The 23,976-nt window shown below is 47.4% G+C and carries 15 protein-coding genes; 3 read left to right on the plus strand and 12 right to left on the minus strand.

Annotation, left to right across the window (positions count from 1 at the left end; all coding sequences use genetic code 11):
• Window positions 1-21 precede the first annotated feature (21 nt).
• The gene (locus C8268_RS20255) at window positions 22-789 is read left to right on the plus strand and encodes an electron transfer flavoprotein subunit beta/FixA family protein (RefSeq protein ID WP_106769338.1); all 768 of its coding nucleotides are present in this window, start codon (window positions 22-24) and stop codon (window positions 787-789) included.
• Window positions 790-992: 203 nt separating this feature from the next.
• A complete protein-coding gene (locus C8268_RS20260) occupies window positions 993-1,970 on the plus strand; it encodes an electron transfer flavoprotein subunit alpha/FixB family protein (protein WP_106769339.1) in 978 nt (325 codons plus the stop codon).
• 245 nt (window positions 1,971-2,215) lie between these two features.
• Here C8268_RS20260 and C8268_RS20265 read toward each other — a convergent pair whose 3' ends face one another.
• The 10 genes from C8268_RS20265 to C8268_RS20310 all read right to left on the minus strand — a co-directional run bounded on the left by C8268_RS20265 (window position 2,216) and on the right by C8268_RS20310 (window position 19,718).
• Complete coding sequence (locus C8268_RS20265; protein WP_106769340.1) at window positions 2,216-4,996, minus strand: endo-beta-N-acetylglucosaminidase; 2,781 nt, start codon at window positions 4,994-4,996, stop codon at window positions 2,216-2,218.
• Between the two features lie 98 nt (window positions 4,997-5,094).
• Complete coding sequence (locus C8268_RS20270) at window positions 5,095-6,621, minus strand: ABC transporter substrate-binding protein (protein WP_106769341.1); 1,527 nt, start codon at window positions 6,619-6,621, stop codon at window positions 5,095-5,097.
• Window positions 6,622-6,727: 106 nt separating this feature from the next.
• Window positions 6,728-7,675 (minus strand): carbohydrate ABC transporter permease, encoded by a 948-nt coding sequence (locus tag C8268_RS20275; protein WP_106769342.1) that lies wholly within the window; start codon window positions 7,673-7,675, stop codon window positions 6,728-6,730.
• Between the two features lie 18 nt (window positions 7,676-7,693).
• On the minus strand, window positions 7,694-8,623 hold the full coding sequence (locus C8268_RS20280; RefSeq protein WP_106769343.1) for an ABC transporter permease: 930 nt from the start codon (window positions 8,621-8,623) through the stop codon (window positions 7,694-7,696).
• Between the two features lie 335 nt (window positions 8,624-8,958).
• A complete protein-coding gene (locus C8268_RS20285; RefSeq protein ID WP_106769344.1) occupies window positions 8,959-10,524 on the minus strand; it encodes a response regulator transcription factor in 1,566 nt (521 codons plus the stop codon).
• Complete coding sequence (locus C8268_RS20290; protein ID WP_106769345.1) at window positions 10,521-12,302, minus strand: sensor histidine kinase; 1,782 nt, start codon at window positions 12,300-12,302, stop codon at window positions 10,521-10,523. The genes C8268_RS20285 and C8268_RS20290 overlap by 4 nt, the downstream gene beginning before the upstream one ends.
• Before the next feature lie 313 nt (window positions 12,303-12,615).
• Window positions 12,616-14,085 (minus strand): BCCT family transporter, encoded by a 1,470-nt coding sequence (locus tag C8268_RS20295; protein WP_420094291.1) that lies wholly within the window; start codon window positions 14,083-14,085, stop codon window positions 12,616-12,618.
• A gap of 239 nt (window positions 14,086-14,324) precedes the next feature.
• The gene (locus tag C8268_RS20300) at window positions 14,325-16,538 is read right to left on the minus strand and encodes a DEAD/DEAH box helicase (protein WP_106769347.1); all 2,214 of its coding nucleotides are present in this window, start codon (window positions 16,536-16,538) and stop codon (window positions 14,325-14,327) included.
• Entirely contained in the window at window positions 16,535-17,866 is a 1,332-nt protein-coding gene (locus C8268_RS20305) for an ATP-binding protein (RefSeq protein ID WP_106769348.1), read from the minus strand. Before C8268_RS20305 ends, C8268_RS20300 begins: the two co-directional genes overlap by 4 nt.
• Window positions 17,867-17,873: 7 nt before the next feature.
• On the minus strand, window positions 17,874-19,718 hold the full coding sequence (locus C8268_RS20310; protein WP_106769349.1) for a TerB N-terminal domain-containing protein: 1,845 nt from the start codon (window positions 19,716-19,718) through the stop codon (window positions 17,874-17,876).
• A gap of 251 nt (window positions 19,719-19,969) precedes the next feature.
• On the opposite strand from C8268_RS20310, the gene C8268_RS20315 reads away from it, so the two are divergent.
• Window positions 19,970-20,653, plus strand: coding sequence for a M50 family metallopeptidase (locus C8268_RS20315; protein WP_106769350.1), 684 nt, complete (start codon window positions 19,970-19,972; stop codon window positions 20,651-20,653).
• A 445-nt stretch (window positions 20,654-21,098) separates the two neighbouring features.
• On the opposite strand, the gene eno is transcribed toward C8268_RS20315, so the two are convergent.
• Together eno and gpmI are read right to left on the minus strand one after the other, a co-directional pair.
• Complete coding sequence (eno, locus tag C8268_RS20320; RefSeq protein ID WP_106769351.1) at window positions 21,099-22,385, minus strand: phosphopyruvate hydratase; 1,287 nt, start codon at window positions 22,383-22,385, stop codon at window positions 21,099-21,101.
• Between the two features lie 46 nt (window positions 22,386-22,431).
• Window positions 22,432-23,976, minus strand: a complete 1,545-nt coding sequence (gpmI, locus tag C8268_RS20325; protein ID WP_106769352.1) for a 2,3-bisphosphoglycerate-independent phosphoglycerate mutase — start codon at window positions 23,974-23,976, stop codon at window positions 22,432-22,434.

Here is a 23,976-nt window from a genome sequence, read left to right on the forward strand (position 1 = left end):
AATTGAAGGGAGAGCTGATCAATGAAGATTGTAGTTTTGTTAAAGCAGACGTTCGATACCGAGGAAAAAATTACGATTGAAAACGGCGCGATTTCCGAGGAAGGCGCTAAGTTTGTTATTAATCCTTACGATGAGTATGCCGTGGAGGAAGCGGTCAAGCTCCGTGATGAACACGGCGGAAGTGTCACCCTCCTCTCGGTCGGCCCGGACCGGACAGCGGAAGCTCTTCGGACAGCCCTTGCGATGGGAGCAGACGACGCAGTGCTTATCTCCGATGAACGGATACCTGATGATGAATATGCCGTGGCCAAAGTACTGCACGCCTATTTATCCAATGAAAACGCCGATATCATTCTCGGCGGCAACTTCTCAGTCGACCGCGGCTCCAGCCAGGTGGCTGTTCGCTTGGCTGGAATGCTCGGCATTTCGCATACCAGCTCGATCACCAAGCTTACGATCAGCAGCGGAAAAGCCGAAGTACATCGTGACGCCGAAGGCGATCTTGAAGTGCTTGAGCTTCCTCTGCCGGCGCTTTTTACAGCCCAACAAGGCTTGAATGAACCGCGCTATCCTTCGCTTCCAGGTATTATGAAGGCGAAGAAGAAGCCTTTTAAAACATTGACTCTGGATGACCTCAGTCTTTCAGCAGACGATGTACAGCCGGCAACGAAGCAAGCGGAGCTGAGCCTTCCACCTGAAAGAAGCGCCGGACGTATGCTGAAAGGAGAGCCGGCAGAAGTAGCTCACGAATTAGTGACACTGCTTCGTTCCCAATCTAAGGTGATCTAGAGCCAAGGGTAACATTTGTTTTGTATTCGGTTACATGTCCCCTAGTAACTTTATCCTTATTTCAAGAAAGGCCCATTTATTCTGAATGTATGGCTTAAGGGCCGTCCGTCATACCATATCCTTCATGGATAAGAAAGACGGACCTTGCATATCGGTTTGATTGTAATGAACTTATTCCTACATTGATCCAGGAGGTAATGTTTATGAGTAAAACCATTCTGGTTTACGCTGAAAGCCGTGACGGGAAACTGCGCCAGGTTGCACTGGAAACACTGGGCGCTGCCCGTATTCTTGCAGAAGATGGAGACAGCATCCGTATTGTGTTGGCAGGATCGAATATTACAGAAGCGACAACAGCTTTGACCCCTTATGGTGCAGATACAATCTATGCGATCGAGCATGATGATTTGGAGAACTATACTCCTGATGCTTATATGGCGGCGGTTCAGGCAGCTATTCAAGATGCAAAACCGGAAGTCGTGCTGTTCGGTCACACCGCCATCGGCCGTGATCTCGCCCCGCTAACTGCAGCCGCGATGAACGCCGGACAGATTTCCGATGTTACCGCCATTGAAGTCGAAGACGGGAAAGCATCTTTTATCCGTCCTCTCTACGCCGGGAAGGCGTTTGAAAAGCGTGTATTCGAGTCCGGACCATGGATTGTCACCATCCGTCCGAATAATATACCGGCAGCGGAACCGCCTTCAGGTGGTGGAAGCTCGAATATCGAGGACATCGCCTATCCGGCCCCTTCTCTTCGTTCGGTTGTGAAAGAGGTCGTTCGCAAAACGACAGGTAAAATCGATCTTGCCGAAGCCAAGGTCGTCATCGCAGGCGGTCGCGGCGTGAAGAGCGCCGACGGCTTCAAGCCGCTCGAAGAACTTGCCGATCTGCTCGGCGGTGCGGTCGGAGCCTCCCGCGGCGCGTGTGATGCAGGCTACTGCGATTACTCACTGCAGATCGGACAAACCGGCAAGGTTGTAACGCCTGAGATTTATATCGCCTGCGGCATCAGCGGTGCGATCCAGCATCTTGCAGGGATGAGCCAATCGCGGGTTATTATCGCGATCAACAAAGATCCGGAAGCACCGATCTTCAAGATCGCTGATTACGGCATCGTTGGTGATCTGTTCGACATCATACCGCTGCTGACAGAGGAGTTCCGCAAGGTATTGGTATAGAATATCTGCTCTAAGCAACTTGCACCAAAAATCGTACCCAGGCGATGTGTAACGTCAGAATCATCTCTATTATGAATTAACAGAGAGCAATAGATTACAGAATATAATCATTGATTATTTGTATAACGGTAAATCTTAATCTCCTAATTAAAAAAGAGGCTTGTTTCCAAGCCTCTTTTTTCGTCGGTTTGATACTCTGTTTCACGATAAATTTATACAATGAAGATCAAAGGCACACCCGCTATCTATTTCAGGCCAATCACTTCAAAATCATAAATGCGCGCTGCGGTATCGCCACCCTGCGTCGCTTTTTCCACCTGAAGACGAACATATCGTGCAGAGGTCAGCTCAATCGCATGGCTGCTGACGGCCTCTGTATTGTCCTTCATCGCTACCGCATCGGTCCACTCCTTGCCGTCAGAGCTGACCTGAATGGTGAATGCACGCGTATTGAACGCTGCCGGCTCTCCTCCGGCTTCTGCGTGTTTAACCACAAACTCGCTGATTTTATGCTCGGCTCCCAGATCAACCGTCAGCGTATGCGGTCCATCGCCGACTGCGCACCATTTGGATGCGGCATTGCCATCCACCGCAAACTTAGGAGCTTCCTTTTCATTCACAAAGCTTGATGCAGTCGCTTCTTTGCCAAGCGCCAGATTGCTGATGCCGCTCTCGGCTTCCTTGGTCACCGTGATAAGCTGCTTTTGAATCGTATCCTCACCCACGCTATTTTTAGCCGTAAGCGTCACCTCGTAGGTTCCTTCCTTCGGATATTTCACTTTTGGATGCTGTTCCGTACTGGAAGACGGCTCACCGCCTGGGAAACTCCAGCTCCAGCCTTCCGTTACTTCGGAAGACATATCTGTAAATTGCACCGTTTCTCCCGGAGCGATCAATGTTTTATCTGCCTTGAACTGAGCGATCGGCTTCGGATATTCCGGCCAATCAAAAGTTACTGCCGCTGCCCTTCCTTTTTCATAATGGCGGTTTACCGGAATAACAACCATCTTGGTTGTGTCCTCTTTAAGCTCCCGCTTCATTTCAGGAACATAATAAACGGTATTCCCGGTCATGCCCATCAGCTCATACTTGCCATCTGGATGCACACGGTAAACCTGATAGTACAAAATATCTTCCGCATGTTTAGGTGCTTCCCATGACAAGCGCGCATCCCCGTATATCCCTTCTCTGAAATCATTCTCAATCACCTGCAGATCGGTTACAGGATGCGGCTTTTTCGCATTGTCATTCACCTGCGTCACCGCTAATCGGCCAATGTTGGCCTGGTAATTCGCCAGATCCGCCCCGGATTCAAATTTCAGCGATATTCCGGATATGGTCCGGCCTTTATGTTTGTTCAGTTTAACGCTTCCTTGCTTCCAATCGCCATTTGTGCCAGCTTTGGTCCACTTATTCGGCTCAAAAAACTCGTACTTGTCCGGCGCATCTGAGAAAGCAATGCCAATCTTCACCTTGGCATCTTTCGAATTATCCGTATACACGACAGACACTTCCGTCGTTGTCTCTACCGGAATATCCGCTTTGTACAGTTTCACATGAGTAGATGAACCTTTGCTGACAGGGCCAGCCACCTGAAGCGAGCTGCCTCCGTAATAGGACTTGCTGAAATCGAAGCTTGGCTTGAGAGCTTCTCCCTTGCCACTTGTTTCCGTGATCCAGCGCCATGTTGGCAAAATATCCTGCAGGCTACGGTTGCTCCATTCGCTGCTTCGCATCACCTTTCCGTCCACCGCAAACATACGTCCGTTACCTGTGTTGAAATTCGTTATAAATTCAGGACCCGTCAATACGCTCTTCGCAACGACATCGTTCGCAATCCCTCTCCATGCATACGGATCAGACCCTTCCGGAAGCGAAGTAACGGCCGGGTCCATATCATGACCTACCCAGAATATCTGCTCCTTCTTCATATACTCCTCATTCGTTTCGGAGCTGTTGAACGCCCAGTCAGGACGATAAATTCCAAGTGAAGTGGTTGCTTTCTCCCCTTCAGGAAACAGAACCGGCCAATTGAACTTTCCTTCGTATCCGTTCGCCTCCACATCGATGCCAGCATACAAATCATATGGACTGCGTCCCAGCTCCGCCGCTTTAGCCGGGGAATTCAAAAACGGAGTTACATAATCGTACCTGCCGTTCTTGTCATCTTGGAACTGCCAGCGGAAGTCGATAAACATATTGTCGGAGACGCGCTGATTTCCGGACTGAAAAAACGTATCATTCTGATCTGTCAAAGCACCCTGCCATCTCACCGGTCCTTTCTCAATCATGGAATCATACCAAACGACTTCCATACCGGGTGCTTTTTTCTTTTGCAAATAAGTTAAAAATTCAGCCATCTTCGCGGCATCCTCGGCCGTTCCGCCTTGCGTTTCCTGATTGATGAACCAGCCATCAAATCCGTAATATGTAGCGACCTCAATCAATTTATCCGCGACCGGGAACGATCCGTCCTCCCGCTGCTGCAACAGATCATGCATCCATTCAATTTTCCCGCCATGCTCTTTCTGCGGTAAGAAAACGGTTCCAAATACAGGAACGCCGTTTTTGTGAGCCGCATCGATCACATCCGCGCTCGGCGGAACAATTAAGCCTTCACCTGCAGATCCGCCCCACATAATCAGCTTGTCGATATACTGCCAATAGCTAAATGCATACGTATGGAATTTGTCAGATCCTTGAGAAGGGGCGCCGCTCGTACTTGGATACATGGAGGCAATCGCCATGACTTTTACTTCTTCTTTGGCGTTGTCGTTAACCTTGTTTCCCTGGATGCGCTCTTTCTCAAGCTTAACCGTACCCCGGTTAAATGGCGCGTCCTTATCCGTAGACGGGGACCATTTCAGAAGTGTGTCCGGATACCAATACGACGAGTATGGCTGTGCCGCTTCAGCTTCCCCTCCAAAAGCTGTCAGAGACATCGCTAATAAAGCCGTACTCATCAACATCATCATTTTACGTTTTCTTGTCGATCTTGAAAAATAATTCGATTTCATTCGTTTCATCATAATACCCCCTGTGCTCCAAAAGATTAAAATCCAAAATATCAGAAGAGAAACGGCCGCAAACATCGGCCGTTTCTACTTTTGATTCCACTTGCAAATTACTTGTTTTGAGCTTTCCATTCATCAAACTGTTTTTGTGCTTCAGCGATGACTTTGTCGATTCCGGCATCTTTAAATTTCTGCATTGCTTTTTGCGTATATTCTTCAGGATCAACGGAACCGGTATAAAGAGCAGGCATAAATTCCTTGGCAACGTTCGTAATCGAAGCTACTTCCGTTTTGACCGGAGAAGTATCGAAGTTAAAGCCGAACGTAGGCGCAACCTTAGCGGAGCTGTTAAACTCTTCGAAAGCTTCCCACTTATCTTCAGGCTCTCCCTCATGGAGATAAGTCAAATACATATTTCCGAGAGCAAATCCAGGCATTGCATATTTCTCCTGCATAGCTGGCAAGTCTTCAATGTATGGACCGTCAAGTTTCTTGTAGTGCGTACCTTCCAATCCGTATTGAATCATGTTCCGCAATTTTTCATCCGTATTCAGCAGGTTCAGGAACATCATCGCCCGCTCTGGATTTTTGGAGTAAGACGAGATAGCCATCATCGACCCAGCCGCAGAACTTGTGAAAATTACAGGTTCATGCATCGGTCTGGTCACGATGTCATAGCCGGCGCTTCTGGACCAGCCAAGTTCAGCGTAAGGCTGCGTAATTTCGCGGTCAACAAGCCATTTTCCGGTCTTCATGTTATCGATACCATCCAATGTTGCAACGTCCTCACGCAAGTAGCCTGCTTGGTAGTATTTACGCATCGTCTCCAAGGCTGCTTTCATTTCAGGCGTTTCCAGAAGGTTCACGTATTTAAAATCTTCCGTGTCAAGATGCATACCGATTGGAATTTCATCACCGATCAGGAAATCGTACGGCAAGAACGGTTTAAAGCTTTTTGGAACAGCAAGCGGTGTAATATCCGCTGGTTCATTTTCTTTAATTGTTTTTAAAAGTGGTTCCAGGTCCTCAAGCGTTGTTACATTGGAAATATCCAGATTATGTTTATCCAAGTATTTCTTGTTGAATCTCCAAACGTGCTGCTGGGCCAACTCTTTGTTAGCCGGAACACCATAGTTCACACCATTGACTTTAGTACCTTCTAGAAAACGAGGATCAAGCACTTCTTTGATGCCTTGACCGTATTGATCCAGCAGATCGTTCAGCGGCATGAATGCCCCTTTCGCTGCGTTTGGAAGATAATCGAATGCCCATGAGCTGGTAAAGGCGATATCATAATCCTCACCGGAGCTTGTGATCACTTGCATCCGCTGACTGTAATCACCCCAGTCAATCATGTTGATTTCAATCGTTGCATTGATTTTTTCCGTCAAATATTTGTTAATTTCCTCCTCCACCAAAGGAACATCATCCTGGTAAGGCCCAATCGTATACATTTTCAGCTTTACCGGTTCCAGCTTGGAAGGATCGATCGTTCCGTCACTTTGAACGGCCGCCTCTTCCTTCGGCGGTTCTTGCTGAGCTGTTGTTTCTTCTCCTTTGCCGCCGCAAGCTGACAGAACAAATGTCAACAGAAATACCAAGGCAAGCGACAAGACAGAAGCTTTCTTCTTAAACATGTGTTTTTCCCCCTACTCTATAATTTTCTATATTGACACCGCTTTCACACCCGGTGCACCAAAGCCGGCTCTCACCGGCAGTGTGTTGCGGGTTCAACCATAGTCATTAACCTTTGACTGACCCTATTGTAAGACCTTGAACGAAATATCGTTGAAAGAACGGATACGCCATAACAATCGGAAGTGTAGCCAGGACAACCATCGCCATTCTCACCGTCTCCGTCGGCAAGCTGGCCGCTGCATCCATTAGACCTATATTCTGTGCATTTTTCGTCAGGAAGTCCATATTCTTCTCAATCTGCATCAACAAGAACTGCAGCGGAGGCGTCAATTTCGGATCTGTATAGTAAAGCAGAGCATTAAACCAGTCATTCCAGTATCCCAAGGAACTGAACAAACCGATCGTTGCAATTCCCGGCAACGAAACCGGAAGCACGATTCTGATAAAGGTGACAAATTCGCTCGCACCATCAATTTTGGCGGATTCAATAATTTCATCCGGAATCGTCGTTTGGAAGAAAGTCCTCATGACGATAATCGAGAACGCGCTCAAGGATAAAGGAAAAATAAGCGACCAAATCGTATTTTGCAGATGTAAAAACTGGGTCATAACGATATAACCAGGTACCATACCGCCTGAGAACAGCATCGTAAAGAAAGCCAGGAAGCTGAAGAAACCTCTAAATTCAAAGTTCCGGCGAGACAGGGCATACGCATATGTCGTAACTAAAATTAGCGTAAGCAGTGTACCCACAACGGTAATGGTAAGCGTGAGACCGAATGAGTAAAATAGCTCGGTTCCGTTCTGGAATATATATTCATATGCCGCCGTGCTGAACTTGCTCGGGATCAGTCTGAACCCTTCCATCGTCAATGTTTGTTCATCCGTTAAGGAAATGATGATAACAAACAGAAACGGGAATATACAAGAAAAGGCGAATATAGCTATGATAATATTAAAAATGGTATTCCACAAAGGAGATATATCGTTGTAGTTTCTTTTTTTCGAACGCTTTACCGGCCGTCCGGCGGTTTGCATTGATTGCTGTGTCATTGAATACACCCCCGTGGATTAAAAAATCGCATGATCTTTCTCTATTTTTCGAACGATATAGTTAGCGACCAAAATCAGAATCAGTCCGACCACCGATTGATAAAGACCAGCTGCGGTACTCATTCCAATGTCACCCATATTCATCAGTCCACGATAGACGAAAGTGTCAATAACGTTCGTAACCGAATACAAAGCGCCCGCATCTTTCGGAAGCTGATAGAAGAGTCCAAAGTCGGAACGGAAAATACCCCCGATCGCCAATATGGTCAGTATGATCATAATCGGCTTAAGCAGCGGAATCGTAATATACCGGATCTGCTTCCATTTGCTCGCCCCATCGATGATGGCTGCTTCATAATAAGTCTTGTCAATCCCTGTTATAGCCGCCAAATAAATAACACTGTTATAGCCGACACCTTTCCAAATCCCAACAAAAACGATGATGTACGGCCAGTACTTTGGCTCGGAGTACCAGCTGATCGGGTCACCACCGAAAAAAGCAATTATCTGATTCAACGTCCCTTTATCTACACTCAGGAAAGTGAATGCAAAATAACTGATAATAACCCAGGACAGAAAATGCGGTAAAAACATACCGGTCTGATAAACCTTGGCCGTCCGTTTGTTAACAAGCTCGCTTAGCATGATTGCGAAGCCGACAGCGACAATAAGTCCTAGAAAAATAAATGCCAAGTTGTATAAAATCGTATTACGCGTGATGATGTAAGCATCGTTCGTTGAGAATAAATATTCGAAGTTTTCAAAGCCCACCCACTCACTGTTAAAGACGCTGGCGAAAAAACCGTCCGGGCTTATTCGAAAGTCTTTAAAAGCGAGAACGGTACCGAACATGGGCAAGTAAGCAAAAATAAGAAACCAGATCGTTCCGGGCAACACCATAAATAGCAAAAATCGGTTGCGAACAACCTTTTTAATGAACGCTGACATGAGCACTCCTCCACTTTCCAGTTAGTTACAAGTGATGAATCCCTGCTGCAAAATCCCCCCTCAAGCTCTTCTCTACCCGACTCTTATCGAAAGCGTACTTTCAATCACTCGCCCTTAACCTATTTTTATTGTCCCAAGTAAGCGCTTCATCCTCAAGTTGAAAAATGCTAGAACGGGATGGATAAATTAAAGAATAGACAAAGACTAACGAATTTCCTCTGTATTTAAAAAGAAAAATTTCCATTCTAAATCTAAATTGTTTCAAACTTACACTGTCTTAAATTAATAAAAAAACAGGCCAGAGGTTGATGAGCCTCAAGCCTGTCCCATATGGATTACTGCTTTACGTGTACTTCTGAGTACATTGACCTCATTTCGGTCGGTGAAACACCCGTATATTTCTTGAACTGCCTGTAAAAATATGAGCTGTCCATATATCCTACACTCAGGGCAATATCGGCCGTCTTCTGGTCGGTATGTAGAAGCAGCTGTGTTGCTTTCTCCACGCGGTAGCGATTCAAATAATCCGAGAAGCTTAAACCGACCTCCTGTTGAAACAGCTGCCCAAGATAATTCGGATGCAGCTTTAGCCTTTGGCTTAACGTCTTCAAGGATAGCTCGTCAGGATAGCCGCGGTGAATTTGCTCCACAAGAAAAGAGACATGCGCGCTGTAGCCTTGCTCAGCTTCACGCTGGTGCTTCAAACCGCGTTCTACGATAAACCACACATGTTCACGAAGTCCTTGAAGGGTATTGATCCGGTGCATTGGGACAAAAACCTCACTGTAATCTGGGTATTTTTCCATATCCTTAATCGCCACCATCAATTGGGCTGCCGCATTCAAATATGGGCCACGCGGGACGGTCTGTTCACCGCTGTCCAAACAAAGAGCAGACTCGATATAAGCCTTCAAGGATGAAACATCACCTTCGATCAGCAACTTCGCAAAGTAATCGGGACGCACAGACGGCGAAGGAGCTTTAGAAAAACTGATTTCTGAAGAAGAGCTGTAAAAAATATATTCGTCCGAGGCAATCAGATTGCCGTTTAAATCATTTTTGGCCCTCCTATACCCCTCCTGAATATCTTTAAAGTCGTTTATTCCGGCACTCCCTTCCGAGCACCACAGTCTGAGGCCAGTCAACTTCCGTAATTTCTGCATTGCATTTTTCATACAGTGCTGCGCAGCATCCCTCTGTTCGTTCATCGTAGCGGACAAAATTACGAGGTCATCGTCCGAATCCGGGAAGCAGATCACTTCATAACCTTCGCCAAGTTCTTCCGAAAAGGCCTGGCTCAATTGATCGGCAAGGCTCGTCAAACGATACAGGTGGGATACCGGCCGATCATCGGATATAAGCCGTAATACATGAACCTGGTATAACGTATAATGCAGCGGAATTCCCAACAATTCAGCCCGTTCTTTTAACTCTAGACTTCCGATATCTCCGTTAACCCATCTTTGCAAAATATTGCTCTGCAAAATCTTCCAGTCCTCTTCAGAGCGAAAGCGGTGCAATTCCTCCCGCTCCCAATCTCCCTGGATATGCTTGATCGTGGACTCCAGCTCCTCGATGTTAATCGGCTTCAAAATATAATTTTGTATGCCTAGCGTAATCCCCGCTTTTACATATTCAAATTCGTCATACCCGCTAAGCACGATGAATTTCATCCGGGGATGTATTTCTTTCATCTTTTTGATAAGCTCAAGTCCGTTCATTCGTGGCATCATAATATCTGTAATCAACAGATCCACCGGCTCATCCTTCAATTGTTCGTATGCCTGAAGACCGTCATTAGCTGAACCTGCCACCTGCAAATCGTAACGTTGCCACTCCACAATCGTCTCCAAACCTTTTGCTATCAGAGGCTCATCATCTACAAAAAAAACTGTTCTCATGCCGTCTCCCCCTTACGAAGCATCGGTATCTCCATCCGGACCTCGGTTCCCTGCCCCGGAGCACTGTTAATTGTTATTCCATAATCATCCCCGTAATTCATCACAATTCGCTCATGAACGTTCATCAATCCGATGGAGCGATAGTCCTTATCGGGAGGCTGCAAGGTCTTGTCCTGTGTTCTGCGAATCTCCTCCAGCTTTTCCTCCGGTATCCCTGCTCCATTATCCGAAACGGTAATGATAATCCGCTTCCCTTCCCGTTTGGCTTTCACCGTTATTTTATTGTTATCTTCGAGTGGGCGGAAGCCGTGTACGATGCAGTTCTCAACGACAGGCTGAACGAGCAGCTTAATGATGGCACAGTTTTTAATTTCAGGGTCTACCTCAATTTCGGCCTGCAGCCTTCCGTCATAGCGAATACGGAACAAATCCAGATAAACGGAACACAGATCGAGCTCTTCCTCAACGGTAACAATGGTGCTTTTCTTCACCATGTTCTTAAACATGACCGACAGGCTGTATATCATCTGGGACACTTCCTTCGCCCCCATGAAATGAGCCTTCATGCGTATCGATTCCAATGTATTGTATAAAAAATGGGGATTGATCTGAGACTGCAAGGCAACCAGCTCGGCGTTTTTCTGCCTGATCTCGGACGCATACACTTTATCGATATATTGCTGCAGACGATCACACATATCGTTAAATCGGCGAGAGATTTGTTGCAGCTCGTCTTCGCCGGGCATCTGGATACGCGTTGACAGATCCCCTTCACCGATCCGGTTCATCGAACGGATAATCCGTTGTATTTTTTTAGAATACTTCCTTATGATCGTGACCGATATCGCAAAGCTGATCGTTATGAACAGAAGCGTTATAATGATCAGCCCATTTCTCAAACTTTCTGTACTCTCTTGAATTAAGGATTGTGAAACAATGCCAACAACGGACAAGCCAGCATTCCCAATATTCAACATGTTTATCCGAGAGGGCTCCTCCAGTTGAATCCATTCCTCATCCTGATCCAGCTTCCCATAATACGGATACACCTTGCCGTAATACGTCCCTTCCGAATCATAAATGGCCTTTCCTTGCGCGTTCAGCACCAAAATTCGGCCTTTGACCGGAGCACGGCTGTCCAGCCAGTATGATAGTTGTTGTGCATCAAATTCTACGTTAAGCATCCCTACCCTGTTTAAAGTCAACGGGTCCTTCAGCTCTCTAGAATAGGAATATGATCCGGAGCCGGGAGACTGGTCAAGGGAGCGATCCTGGGGCATGATATCCCAGCTGTGCTGGTCCCTGCGGGCTAACCACGACTCCCATTCATTGTTGGAATCAGGCTCATTATTGAGCTGCTGATTATTTTTGCTAATATGCATGTAAGAATTATTCGGATAACTGTAAATGGACACGCTCTTAACGCTCGGCTCCTGCTCAATATAATTTTTCAGCAGTGTATTAAAAGACCGCAAGCGCTGCTCTCCCGCTTTAGTAAACAAATCCAGACGATATTTCAGGTAACTCTCATATTCATGATTCAAAAAATACATCAGTTCATCACTTAATGTAGCATCGCCGTATATTTGCTGGACTACATTTTGAATGCCCTCGTACTGCCGGCTTAAATAAATGTGCAGCACATTGGCAGACTCCAAATTGGCATCGGTCTGCTCACGTAAAATGCGCTGGGTCTGGTATTGAAAAACCAATGCGGCTGCAATCGCAAACAGCACGACCATTACAATTAAATAGAGTACAATGATCTTGTTGAACATTTTTCGCTTTAAATGGTTTAAATAAAACTGGCGTAATCTGAAAATGTGAATCACACCCTGTACTATGATGATCGCTTCGGGACCCAGTGTAACATTGTTTTTGTAAACGTTTCAATTGATTTTATCCTTTAAACCATGAAGAACTTCTGAACATTTAACACCGGATTTCTGCAAAAGTAACAATAGATATAAACAGATGCTAACCCTATTTTACCAAAAGAAAACGATGCCTTTCAGGCTCCAACAAAAACCAAGGGCGGTCCCTTGAGATCATTTCAGACCTTAAGGACCGCCCTTTGGCAATCATCTGCACCTACTTTTTATCCTTGTTAGCCGCCTCTTCAAGACGCCGAAAATGCCTTAGTTGAGCTTTCAAAACCGGTAAAGGCTCGCGAATCAAAAGCTTTACCAGCGCTACGATCAAGAGCAGCAGCAGTACCGTAAACGGCAAAGCTGCAATTAATGAAGCGGTCTGCAGCGCTTCTAGCCCGCCTGTGTATAGCAATACGCCAGCAATCGCAGCCATGAGTGTACCCCATACAATCTTGGCAACTCTGGGTGGATTCAGATTTCCATAAGTCGTCATGCTGGACAAAATATACGTAGCTGAGTCCGCCGATGTAACCAAAAACGTAAGTATTAACACAATCGAAAGCACGGACATGATCATCGACATTGGTAATTGTTCAAACAATTGAAACAACGCTGAGGTAACGTCTGCATTGACGGCCGCAGCGATTCCTGTGTTTTCGTTCAGATCAAACCAAAGTGCCGTACCTCCAAAAGCGGCAATCCATAAACAAGCGATCAAAGGCGGAACCACCATGACACCTATAATAAATTCCCGGATCGTTCTCCCTCTTGAGACCCTGGCTACAAATGAACCTACATACGGAGACCAGGCAATAGCCCATGCCCAGTAAAAAATCGTCCAGTCCCGTACCCATGTTCCTCCGGCATAGGGCTGAAGACGCAGGCTGTATTCGATAAAGTTCGTAATATAATCTCCGATTGCCAAAGTAAAGGTCTCCAATATAAATACGGTCGGCCCTAAAACAAATACAAATAGCAAAAAGCAAAGCGCCAGCGCCAAGTTGAAATTGCTTAAATATTTAATTCCCTTGTCAAGACCTGATACTGATGAAGTCATATATGCAATGGACACAACCAGCAATATACTGATTTGTATCAGTGGGCTGTTCCCGGTACCAGCAACTGTATTCAGACCGCCGTTCATCTGGAGAACACCAAGGCCAATCGAGGTCGCAATCCCCATCACAGTGGCAATCACAGCCAAAATATCAATCGTATTCTTGACAGCAGGCTTACTGCCCATCACGGGTTCCAGAGCCGTGGATACGAGCCCATCTTTCTTCTTTCGAAACTGAAGAAACGCGATCACCAGCCCAACAAGCGCAAACACAGACCATTGACTGATTCCCCAGTGAAAGAAAGAGTACCCCATAGCAAGGCGCGCCGCCTCTTCTGTCAGAGGTTCAACCCCCGAAAAGGGTGTTGTGAAAAAATGGCTCATCGGCTCCGCTACGCCCCAAAACACCAGACCGACACCGAAACCTGCAGAAAACAGCATTCCGATCCATGTAAAGAAGGGGTAATCCGGCTTTTGTTTATCTCCCCCCAAGCGAATGTTTCCGTATTTGCTTGCCGCCACCCAAATGAGAAAAATAATGATCACAAATACGGAAAGCAGATAGAACCAGCCAAAATTATTAGTTGTAAAATTAAACAAATAAGAGGCTGCAGCGCCGAATACTTTTGGCATAGCAGCCCCCACAATAACAAGGACAGCAATAATCACTGCTGATACCGTAAACACCGTATTCTTTGATATTTTTCGAATCACTAAGCTCCCACCTCAAACAATTTATTTATCAATCCTTAACATTCTTAACCTTAAATTGAATAAACTAATCGCTGTTAAATGTAAGTCCGGGTGGCCTGATAAGCTATTAAACGTTATTGTGTGCTTTTCGAAAAATTACATACATCCCCAATACTTGTTCATTTTCTACTATCCGAACTTAAAGGCTGTTCCCTCAAAATTTCTGCTAAACCCTCCACATCCAGCCCATCGACTGCAAATGCCATACGTACCAGTTCAGGAGCTACAAACTCATCGTATTTGCCAAGATAAGGAGCTTCATCTGGACCAAGCAATGACTCGGGACCTGCCATTTCACATTCACCGAGCTCGGACAAAATTGCATCCATCAGCTGCCTGGCATCTGTTTTTCCGGCGACAACCATATAATACGGCTCCATCGGTACAATAGAGGAAAGGGCAAATCGGCCCGACAGATTATGCTTTAAGAGACGCTCCAGTGTACGAAACTGCTTGCTGCCCGCCCACGGCAAAATAAACATAGAGTCTCCCCCGGCCGGAATGACGGCACTCTTCAGCAGCCCGCTTTCCCTTGCCAGACGCCGCGCTCGTTCCAGACGGTTCACAGCTCCCGGTGCCAAATAAGGATAAAGCGTGTTCTCTGCCAGTATCTCACGCATTTTGCGGACGACACGAGTGTGAATATCGCCGCCAGCGCCAAGCCACAGGGTGTCCACTTTGCCTCTGGCAGCCTTCACATAAAGAGCTTTATGCTTCGCATCCACTTCCTCTACCTTCCACAGCTTGCCGGCCAGAGAGAAGCAATAGCCCGGCGGAGGTACGGTGGTGATGGAGCCGATCTCTTCAGAGCCGTTGTAAACGACATGCTCTTCATCATCCTTAAAAACCGCATAGAACCGAAAGTTATTCACGATGCGCTCACCTGTAAGTCCGATGATAAGCGGTCCTTCATCTGTACGCTGGATATGATCCGTCTTCAGCAGGTAATTCAGGAAAATCCGGTATTCATCCGGTTCGATCCCGCGAAAAGCCGGCAACGTCAACACCGCACGCGCCAAGTCAGCAGGCTCCGCTTCTCCCATGCTTTTCAGAATGCTCATCGTCTGGTGATATAAGAGACCGATCGGCTTTTGCCGAAGGGTCAGCGGCTCTACCCATTTGTCCCGTACGTATAGCTCGATCACGGCAATCGCCCGCAGCAAAGTCCACGGCATTCTTGCCGGGAGCTGCGCTCCTTCATCCTCTTCTTCCGGGCATAGGAACAGCATCTCCGAAGCCTGACCCCGCCTCCCAGAGCGGCCAAGACGCTGTACAAAGCTGGAGCAGCTATAAGGAGCTCCGAGCTGCAAGACGCGCTCCAGCTCCCCAAGGTCAATACCGAGCTCCAGCGTCAATGTGGCCGCGGCAACTGCTGGGCCGGAACCGCTGCGCAGCGCGGCTTCCGTCTCTTCGCGAAGCATCGCTGAGATGCTGCCATGATGGACGTGAAACACGTCCGGCTGCTCGCGCTTCGCGGCAATACGGCGAAGCTCCAGCGTGATCAGCTCCGCATCGGAGCGGGAATTGGTGAAGACGAGCGCTTTTTTCAAATGGGTATGATCATAAACAAAATCATAATATGCCTTGCGCGCATGTTCCAACTGTTCTGCCTGCTTCTCGTCCCGCGCATCCGGGAAAGAGAAGTGTTCTACACTTAGACGCAGCTTTCGGCCACCTTGCGGTGACACAACCTCAACCGGATTCCGGGTTCCAGCCGCCAACCAGCTCGCTGCTGTCTCGTAGTCACTGAGCGTAGCTGACAATCCGATCCGGCGCGGCGAGCAGGACGCCATCCGTTCAATCCGCGTCAGCTGGCTCAATACCTGAATGCCCCGGTCTGCTCCCATAAAAGCGTGAACCTCATCAATAATTACATACCGCAGATCCTGAAACAATGCAGGGATGGCATTCGGCCGATTCATCAGCAGCCCTTCGAGCGATTCGGGAGTAATCTGAAGGACGCCTGAAGGCTTCTTCATCAGCTTGGTTTTCTCGGCCTGGGACACATCCCCATGCCAATGCCAGACTGGAACCTCCCCTTCCCGCAGCAGCTCACGGATTCGCTCAAACTGGTCGTTGATCAGCGCTTTTAATGGACCAATATATAAAATGCCAACAGATGAGGAAGGCCGCTCATACAGCTCGGTAAGAGCCGGAAAAAACGCCGCCTCCGTCTTGCCTGACGCCGTACCAGATGCAATAAGCAAATGGTTCTGCGTATCCAACAATACACGGCAAGCATCAACCTGCGCTTCGCGCAGTGTGTCCCATTGCTTCCGGTATATATATTCCTGTATAAACGGTGCTAGCCTTGCGAACGGATGACGGCTCATAGTTCGAACTCCGCCAGGAAGTCATCCATATCATCTTGCTTTTTATCCTCCAGTTTGGTCTGAGGCGGCATCATCATCTCACCCAACAAATCCTCAAATGACGCTTCCGGGTGCTGATGCAGTGTATGCAGCAGATCCATAAAGTCCCTCACTACTTCACGAGGCGTCAGGAGTTCTTCTGCCCCTAACCGGCCTACGGCCTTTTGCATGAACGCGATGAGCTGGTCGTCCGTCAGGATGGGAGTATATTGGAAATGAAGGGCATGGATGTCCCTAAGTTTTTGCAAAAGAATAAGTATTTCCTCATACGACAGCATATCCAGCTTTAAAATCGGCGAGGTATACGTCTTCAGACCACTGCTCCCATAACGTCCATCGATCAGACGGGAGCGGAGCGCATCGTAGCTGAACAGCCCACGCCGCTCATCTTCTAAAAACTGAGGGGTTCCGCCCATAAAAAACCCCAGATGCTCTGCCTTACCCTGCATCGTATCATTAAACATCGTTAGCAGCTTCTCATAATTGCTTTGGCGGGAAATCGAATGCGTGATCTTATACAAATTCACACCCTCGTCGATAAACAGAAGCAGCCCTTTATAGCCTATGGCTGCTGTAAACTCTGACCACAGCTTCATATAGTCGTACCAGCTGTCATCATCAATGATGACGCCGACACCAAGATCTTTACGCGCTTCGGTCTTTGTCGGGTATTCCCCGCGCAGCCAGCGAAGAGCAGCATGCTTGCGGTCATCGTCACCCAGCTTGTAGCTGTTCCAGTAAACAGCAAGCACCTTTGCAAAGTCGAACCCGTGCACCAGGTTATGCATATTGCTCGTCACGGCGTAAATCCGCAGCTCGACTTGCTCGTTCAACGCAGCATCGCCGGGACGCAGCCCCGACTCTTGCATAATCTCCTGCTGGATGGCGGCAATCCATTTCTGCAAAATCATCTCCAATGCCCCGCCGTCCGGACGTGTACGTGTCGATAAATGGGTCATCAGCTCGCGATACGTAGCCAAACCCTGACCCTTCGTTCCGACAAGACGCCGCTCTGGCGACAAGTCGGCATCAGCCACCACAAAATCTCGATCCATCGCGTAATTACGAATCATTTGCAAAAGAAAGCTTTTACCGCTTCCATATCGTCCGGTAATAAGCTTGAAAGCAGCACCGCCCTCAGCGATGTTGTCCATATCGCGCAGGATGGCTTCCACCTCGGGTTTGCGGCCGACCGCAATGTGCTCTAGTCCAACTCTGGGGACAACCCCTGCCGTGAGCGAATTGACCAGTGCGGTGGTCAGCCGTTTCGGTATTTTTAGTGGATTCATCGTTTGATCACCTCGTTAATTGATCAAGCATTGTTATATATTCATCTGCGATCGTCTCTCCGTCAATGAGCAGATCACCGATCGTCTCCATCGCGGCATCGTTAATTTCATCAATGAGCAGCTGTGGCATGGAACCAGCCCGTTCCGCTGCCGCTTGAAGCATATTCATGTCAGGTCCTGTCTTCAGGGCATATAGTGCTTCCAGATGCACAGGAGTTAACAACCGCACTAGCTGGCTCCACGCTTCATCCAGATTTTCCGTATGCCATGTTACAACTTCTTCGGTGTGCAAGAGATCTGCTTCTTCTACAGATTCATTACGAAAGCCTTGATCGATATCCGTTACAGGAAGCTTATCTGTTTCTTGAACTGTTGCTGTCTCTATAGACAACTCGGTTCCCGCCGCTTCTTGTTTACCTGCTAGCCGCTCCATCACCCCATCACTTTCGAACCGATTTAATTCAAAAATGTCTAACTGAATCGGGACGTCATTTTTATTTGACTGGATAGCTGGCTTCGCATTCTGTTTCCTACATCCGGGTTCCGTTTCCTTAACATTCAGGGGCACACTTTGCACCGATTCGGCATCATCGACCAACAACATCTCACGAACATCATCCGACTCTTGCTGAAGTCGCCGTAATTTGACCCGGTTGATCTTAATCTTTGGCTGCTCTGTTTTCCCTTTCTGCTCTCTCTCAGCCAGCTGCAACTCCTTCTTCAAAAAACGTACCACCAGCTTTTCAATTTCTGGGTCAGCCTCAATTCCGCGTAGTCTTCCTTTAAAACCGCGCAGCTCCCGCAGTTTATTCTCCATCATCCGCATCAAATTCGTAATATAATGCCTGAGCGGAGCATGTTCGCTTATTGGCAAAGTCATAACTGTAACGGTTCGGCCATAAATATCATAATCGTAAACGGCACTGCGAAATATATATCTTTCCTGTTTCCGTTCTTTCGGTTTAAACATATCGATAAGGCGCTTGCCTGTTGTTTTCCCAAGATAGGCGTCTACGAGAGCCACCACCTTGGGACCGTACTTTCTCATATCTTTACGTCCGCCTTCTTGGAAAAATCGGCTCTTCTTCGGCTCGTAATCCATCATATCAATGAGCATGTTCCAGTTCAGCTCAAGCGGCTCGGCTGTAAATCTCCGCATCCATTCAAGCTCTTTCAGCTCACTGGACAAGCTGCGCGGAATGCTGTTGTACGTTTCCGTAACCGACGTATTCAGCTCGTGAACTAAGGAAAAATCAAACAGCCATTCCCTCGCATATGCATCCAGCTTCGGAAATCGCTGCCGATAAGCCTGCCATACGCTCTCAAGCAGCTGCCAGCCCTGAGCCGGATGCGTCCAGCCGACCCCGTTGATCAGCTCGTACATGTAAACGAATATGTAGGATAAGTCGGTCTCGGGATATCTGCCTGACCTCACTTCGTCCCGCCAATAAAAATACCATTGAAATTGAGCGGTTGACATATGATCGTAAGTAGGCCAATAGTTTTTAAAGGGGACGAAAGAATGCTCAGGCTCTGTATGCCATGCCAGTTCACGGGCTCTTATTACAAATTGCTGTTCGCTTGAATAGTAGCGAATGTTCTCTGAGGAACCGTCCTGAAAATTCAAGTCATCCATCGAAAGCTCGGCTGCTTGATGGTTTTTTTGCACATTACCGACACTTTTGCTCTGCCGGTCTTCTTCTGTTATATCGAACATTCTTGCAGGAACGGCAATGTTTTTCTCTTCGCCGCCTATTTCAAATTCAGCAAAACGGATGTCGTTATCTCGAACGATGGTATGCCGGACGTTATCATCTATGTTCTTTTCATGTTTTTTTCTGAAATATTCCATGGATTTTTCGCCTCCATCACCGTAGCATTTTACCATTTACGCCCATCCATAAATTCGCTCTTTTACAAGCCCTTACTCGACAATTATACTACTAATAGAAAAAGTACGTTTCTGTTTAAGGAACATACGTTCCAATTTTATCATAAGAAGAAATGGGTTGTCGTTCTTTTTAACTTGGACTCGTTTTTTCTTCGAAAATGCAAATTAAGGTTTCTGTATTCAGATGTTACATCCCGAAAGGAATTTGATCTATGAATAAATGGCTGAAAACAATTCTGTATCTTGTCGGTGCAGCTGTGCTGACCCGATTTATCCCATTTTCCTCCTGGTTTCGCATTATGGACACGATGATTCATGAGTTAGGACATGCGGTTACCACACTGCTGGTTTCGGGACGTGTGCTCAGTATTGAGCTCAATCCGGATCATAGCGGTACGACCTTTTCCATTCTTGCTTCAGGTTTCAGTACGATTATAGTATCGCTTTCCGGCTACATCTCCGCTTCTTTGTTCGCAGTGCTGATGTTCTATGGCTATGCCAAGCGGAAGCAAGGAGAAGGACTTCTGATCATTTCGGGAATTGCCTTACTTATGATCCTTTTATTTGTACGTAACAGCTACGGTGTAATGTGGCTCAGCATCTTTATCGTCATAACCCTGGTATTTTATTTCCTTGGCAGACGTATTCGAAATGCATACTATCTTCTGCTCGCCTTCCTCACGTTGGAGGAATCTGTTATGGGCCCATTCTCGCTTTTCCTATATGCCATCCGTCAGCCAAGCCGGGCCGGGGACGCTGCCAATCTGGCAAATGCTACAATTGTACCTGCGGCTCTATGGGCACTACTGTTCCTTCTGTTTGCTCTATGGTGCGCAAGGCTTGCCCTGCAGCTGTTCTGGCGCAAGCGCCCGGCACCTGCGCCACGCTCATTATAAGACCGACAAAACCACCGGTAAATGTCCGGTGGTCAGGCTGCCGAAAAAATTCTCGACAGCTACCCGCTTCATCGGCATCGCCTCGTCCTCTTTCGCTGCTTCGTACGGAAAGCAGCCACTCCCACACTACGCCCACACCCAAAAGCCCAGCTCATGCTTTTCACATTCAGCTGGGCTTTTCTTGCGCTTCTATGAGACGCTCCCAAGGAGCTGCACTTCTGACTCGTAAGCAGGGGCGTGTATCGTCGGAGGAGCAACGCGTTCGCCTTTAAAATCGGGAAACCTCCTTTTACGGATCATTCGCAGTTTCCCGATTTTAACAGCGACCGGAGGCGATACACGCACCGTAACAATCCCAATGTGTGCAGCCTTAAAGAGGCCCTCTCCATGTCAACGCAAAAAAGCCCAGCCCCCTAAAGCAGGGGCTGGGCTTTCCACCAATCATTTACTTCTTCAAGTTATAGAACGACTTCAAGCCGTCGTATTGAGCCAATTCACCCAATTGATCTTCGATGCGAAGCAATTGATTGTATTTAGCCACACGGTCCGTACGGGAAGGAGCACCTGTTTTGATCTGACCAGCGTTGGTAGCAACAGCAATGTCAGCGATTGTGCTATCTTCGGACTCACCGGAACGGTGGGAAATAACAGCGGTATAACCCGCACGTTTAGCCATTTCGATCGCGTCGAATGTTTCAGTCAGCGTACCGATTTGGTTAACTTTGATCAGGATGGAGTTACCAATACCTTCATTGATACCTCTTTCCAGACGCTCAGTGTTTGTAACGAACAGGTCGTCACCAACGAGTTGAATTTTGTTGCCCAATTTTTCAGTGAGCAGTTTCCAACCTTCCCAGTCGTCCTCGGAGCATCCATCTTCGATGGTGATGATTGGGTATTTGTCAACCCAAGAAGCGAGCAAGTCAACGAACTCAGCTGGCGTATAGGATTTGCCTTCGCCTTCGAGAACATACTTGCCATCTTTGAAGAACTCAGTAGAAGCAACGTCCATACCAAGGAAAACATCTTCGCCTGGTTTGTAACCAGCTTTTTCGATCGCTTCGATGATGGAAGACAATGCATCTTCGTTGGATGTGAAGTTCGGAGCAAAACCGCCTTCGTCACCAACAGCTGTATTCAGGCCTTTGCCTTTCAATACGGATTTCAGGTTGTGGAAGATTTCAGCACCCATACGAAGCGCTTCTTTAAAGTTTGGTGCGCCTACTGGCAATACCATGAACTCTTGAACGTCAACGTTGTTGTCAGCATGTGCGCCACCGTTAACGATGTTCATCATTGGTACTGGAAGTTGTTTCGCATTGAATCCGCCAAGGTAAACATACAGCGGAAGATCCAAAGCGTCAGCCGCTGCACGAGCAACAGCCATGGATACAGCCAAGATTGCGTTAGCGCCCAGCTTGCCTTTGTTCGGAGTTCCGTCCAAAGCGATCATCAGCTTGTCGATGCCGAGTTGATCCAAAGCATCCATGCCGATCACTTCTGGAGCGATGATTTCATTTACGTTCTCAACAGCTTTCAGAACGCCTTTACCCAAATAACGGGATTTGTCGTCGTCGCGAAGCTCAACCGCTTCGTGAACACCAGTGGAAGCACCGGATGGAACGATAGCACGGCCGATTGCACCGGATTCAAGATATACTTCAACTTCAACAGTCGGGTTACCACGGGAGTCAAGGACTTCGCGTGCGTAAACGTCAGAAATAATAGTCATAGTTAGTATCTCCTTTTAGTATGATTGGGTTCAATTGATCAAAAATCTATTTACGAGTTGCTATGATCGATGTTCCGGTCATTTCTTCCGGCTTATCGAGCTGCATCAGATCCAAAATGGTCGGTGCAATATCTGCAAGAATACCGCCTTCACGCAGAGTCACGTTCTCGTCAGTTACGATAAACGGCACCGGGTTTGTGGTATGAGCCGTGTATGGCTTTCCTGCCTTATCAAATACCATATCTGCATTACCGTGGTCAGCAGTAATGATAGCCACGCCGCCTTTTGCAAGGACCGCATCCACCACTTTGCCAACACATTCATCTGTCGTTTCAACAGCTTTAATCGTTGGTTCCAGCAAGCCGGAATGACCTACCATATCCGGGTTTGCGAAGTTCAGAATAATCGTATCATGCTTATCCGACTCAATCTCTTTCACACACGCTTCAGCCACTTCATAAGCACTCATCTCCGGCTTCAGGTCGTATGTGGCAACCTTTGGTGAATTGATAAGCACACGCGTTTCGCCAGGCAGCTCAACATCGCGACCTCCACTGAAAAAGAAAGTGACATGCGGATATTTTTCCGTCTCTGCAATACGCAGCTGCTTCTTATTGTTCTGTACCAGTACCTCGCCCAGCGTATTGTCAAGGCCCTTCGGCTTGTAAGCCACAAAGCCCTCTACGGTTTCGCTAAACAAAGTCAGGCAGACAAAATGCAGCGCCTGCGGGAACTTAGGACCACGATCAAACCCGCGGAAATCCTTGTTCGTAAACACTTGAGACAACTGGATTGCACGGTCAGGACGGAAGTTCAGGAAGATTACAGAATCTCCGCTTTCCACCAAACTCACCGGATTGCCCTCGTCATCTACGATTACGGTTGGTTCTACGAACTCATCATAGATCGATTTCTCGTAAGACTCACTGATCGCTTTCAGCGGATCGGTATACTTCGGACCTTCACCGTACACCATCGCACGGTATGCCTTCTCCACACGATCCCAGCGTTTATCACGGTCCATCGCATAGTAGCGTCCCGAGACAGTAGCGATTTTACCAACACCGATTTCCTCGATTTTGGCGATCAAGTCTTTAATAAACTGCTTACCGCTGTCCGGCGCCACATCACGACCATCCATAAATCCATGGATGTACACTTCATGCATATCTTCCTTCTTGGCAAGGTCCAGCATAGCGAACAAATGCTCAATATGGCTATGAACCCCACCATCGGAAACCAGTCCGTACAGATGCAATTTCTTGTTGTTTTTCTTCGCGGAACGAATAGCTTCAACGAGGGTCTCATTTTCAAAAAATTCACCTTCGCGAATCGATTTCGTAATCCGAGTCAAATCTTGATATACAATACGACCGGCTCCAATGTTCAAATGGCCCACTTCAGAGTTACCCATCTGTCCAGCCGGAAGGCCCACCGCTTCACCGCAAGCGGTCAGCGTTGTATTCGGATACTGCTTCAAGTAACGGTCATAGTTCGGCTTGTTTGCCTGTGAGACCGCATTGCCTTCAGTCGTGTTGCGAAGCCCGAATCCGTCCATGATGATCAAAGCTACAGGTTTTGGAGCTGACAT

This window comes from Paenibacillus faecalis, from assembly GCF_900289175.1.
GTDB classification, from domain to species: domain Bacteria; phylum Bacillota; class Bacilli; order Paenibacillales; family Paenibacillaceae; genus Paenibacillus_AQ; species Paenibacillus_AQ faecalis.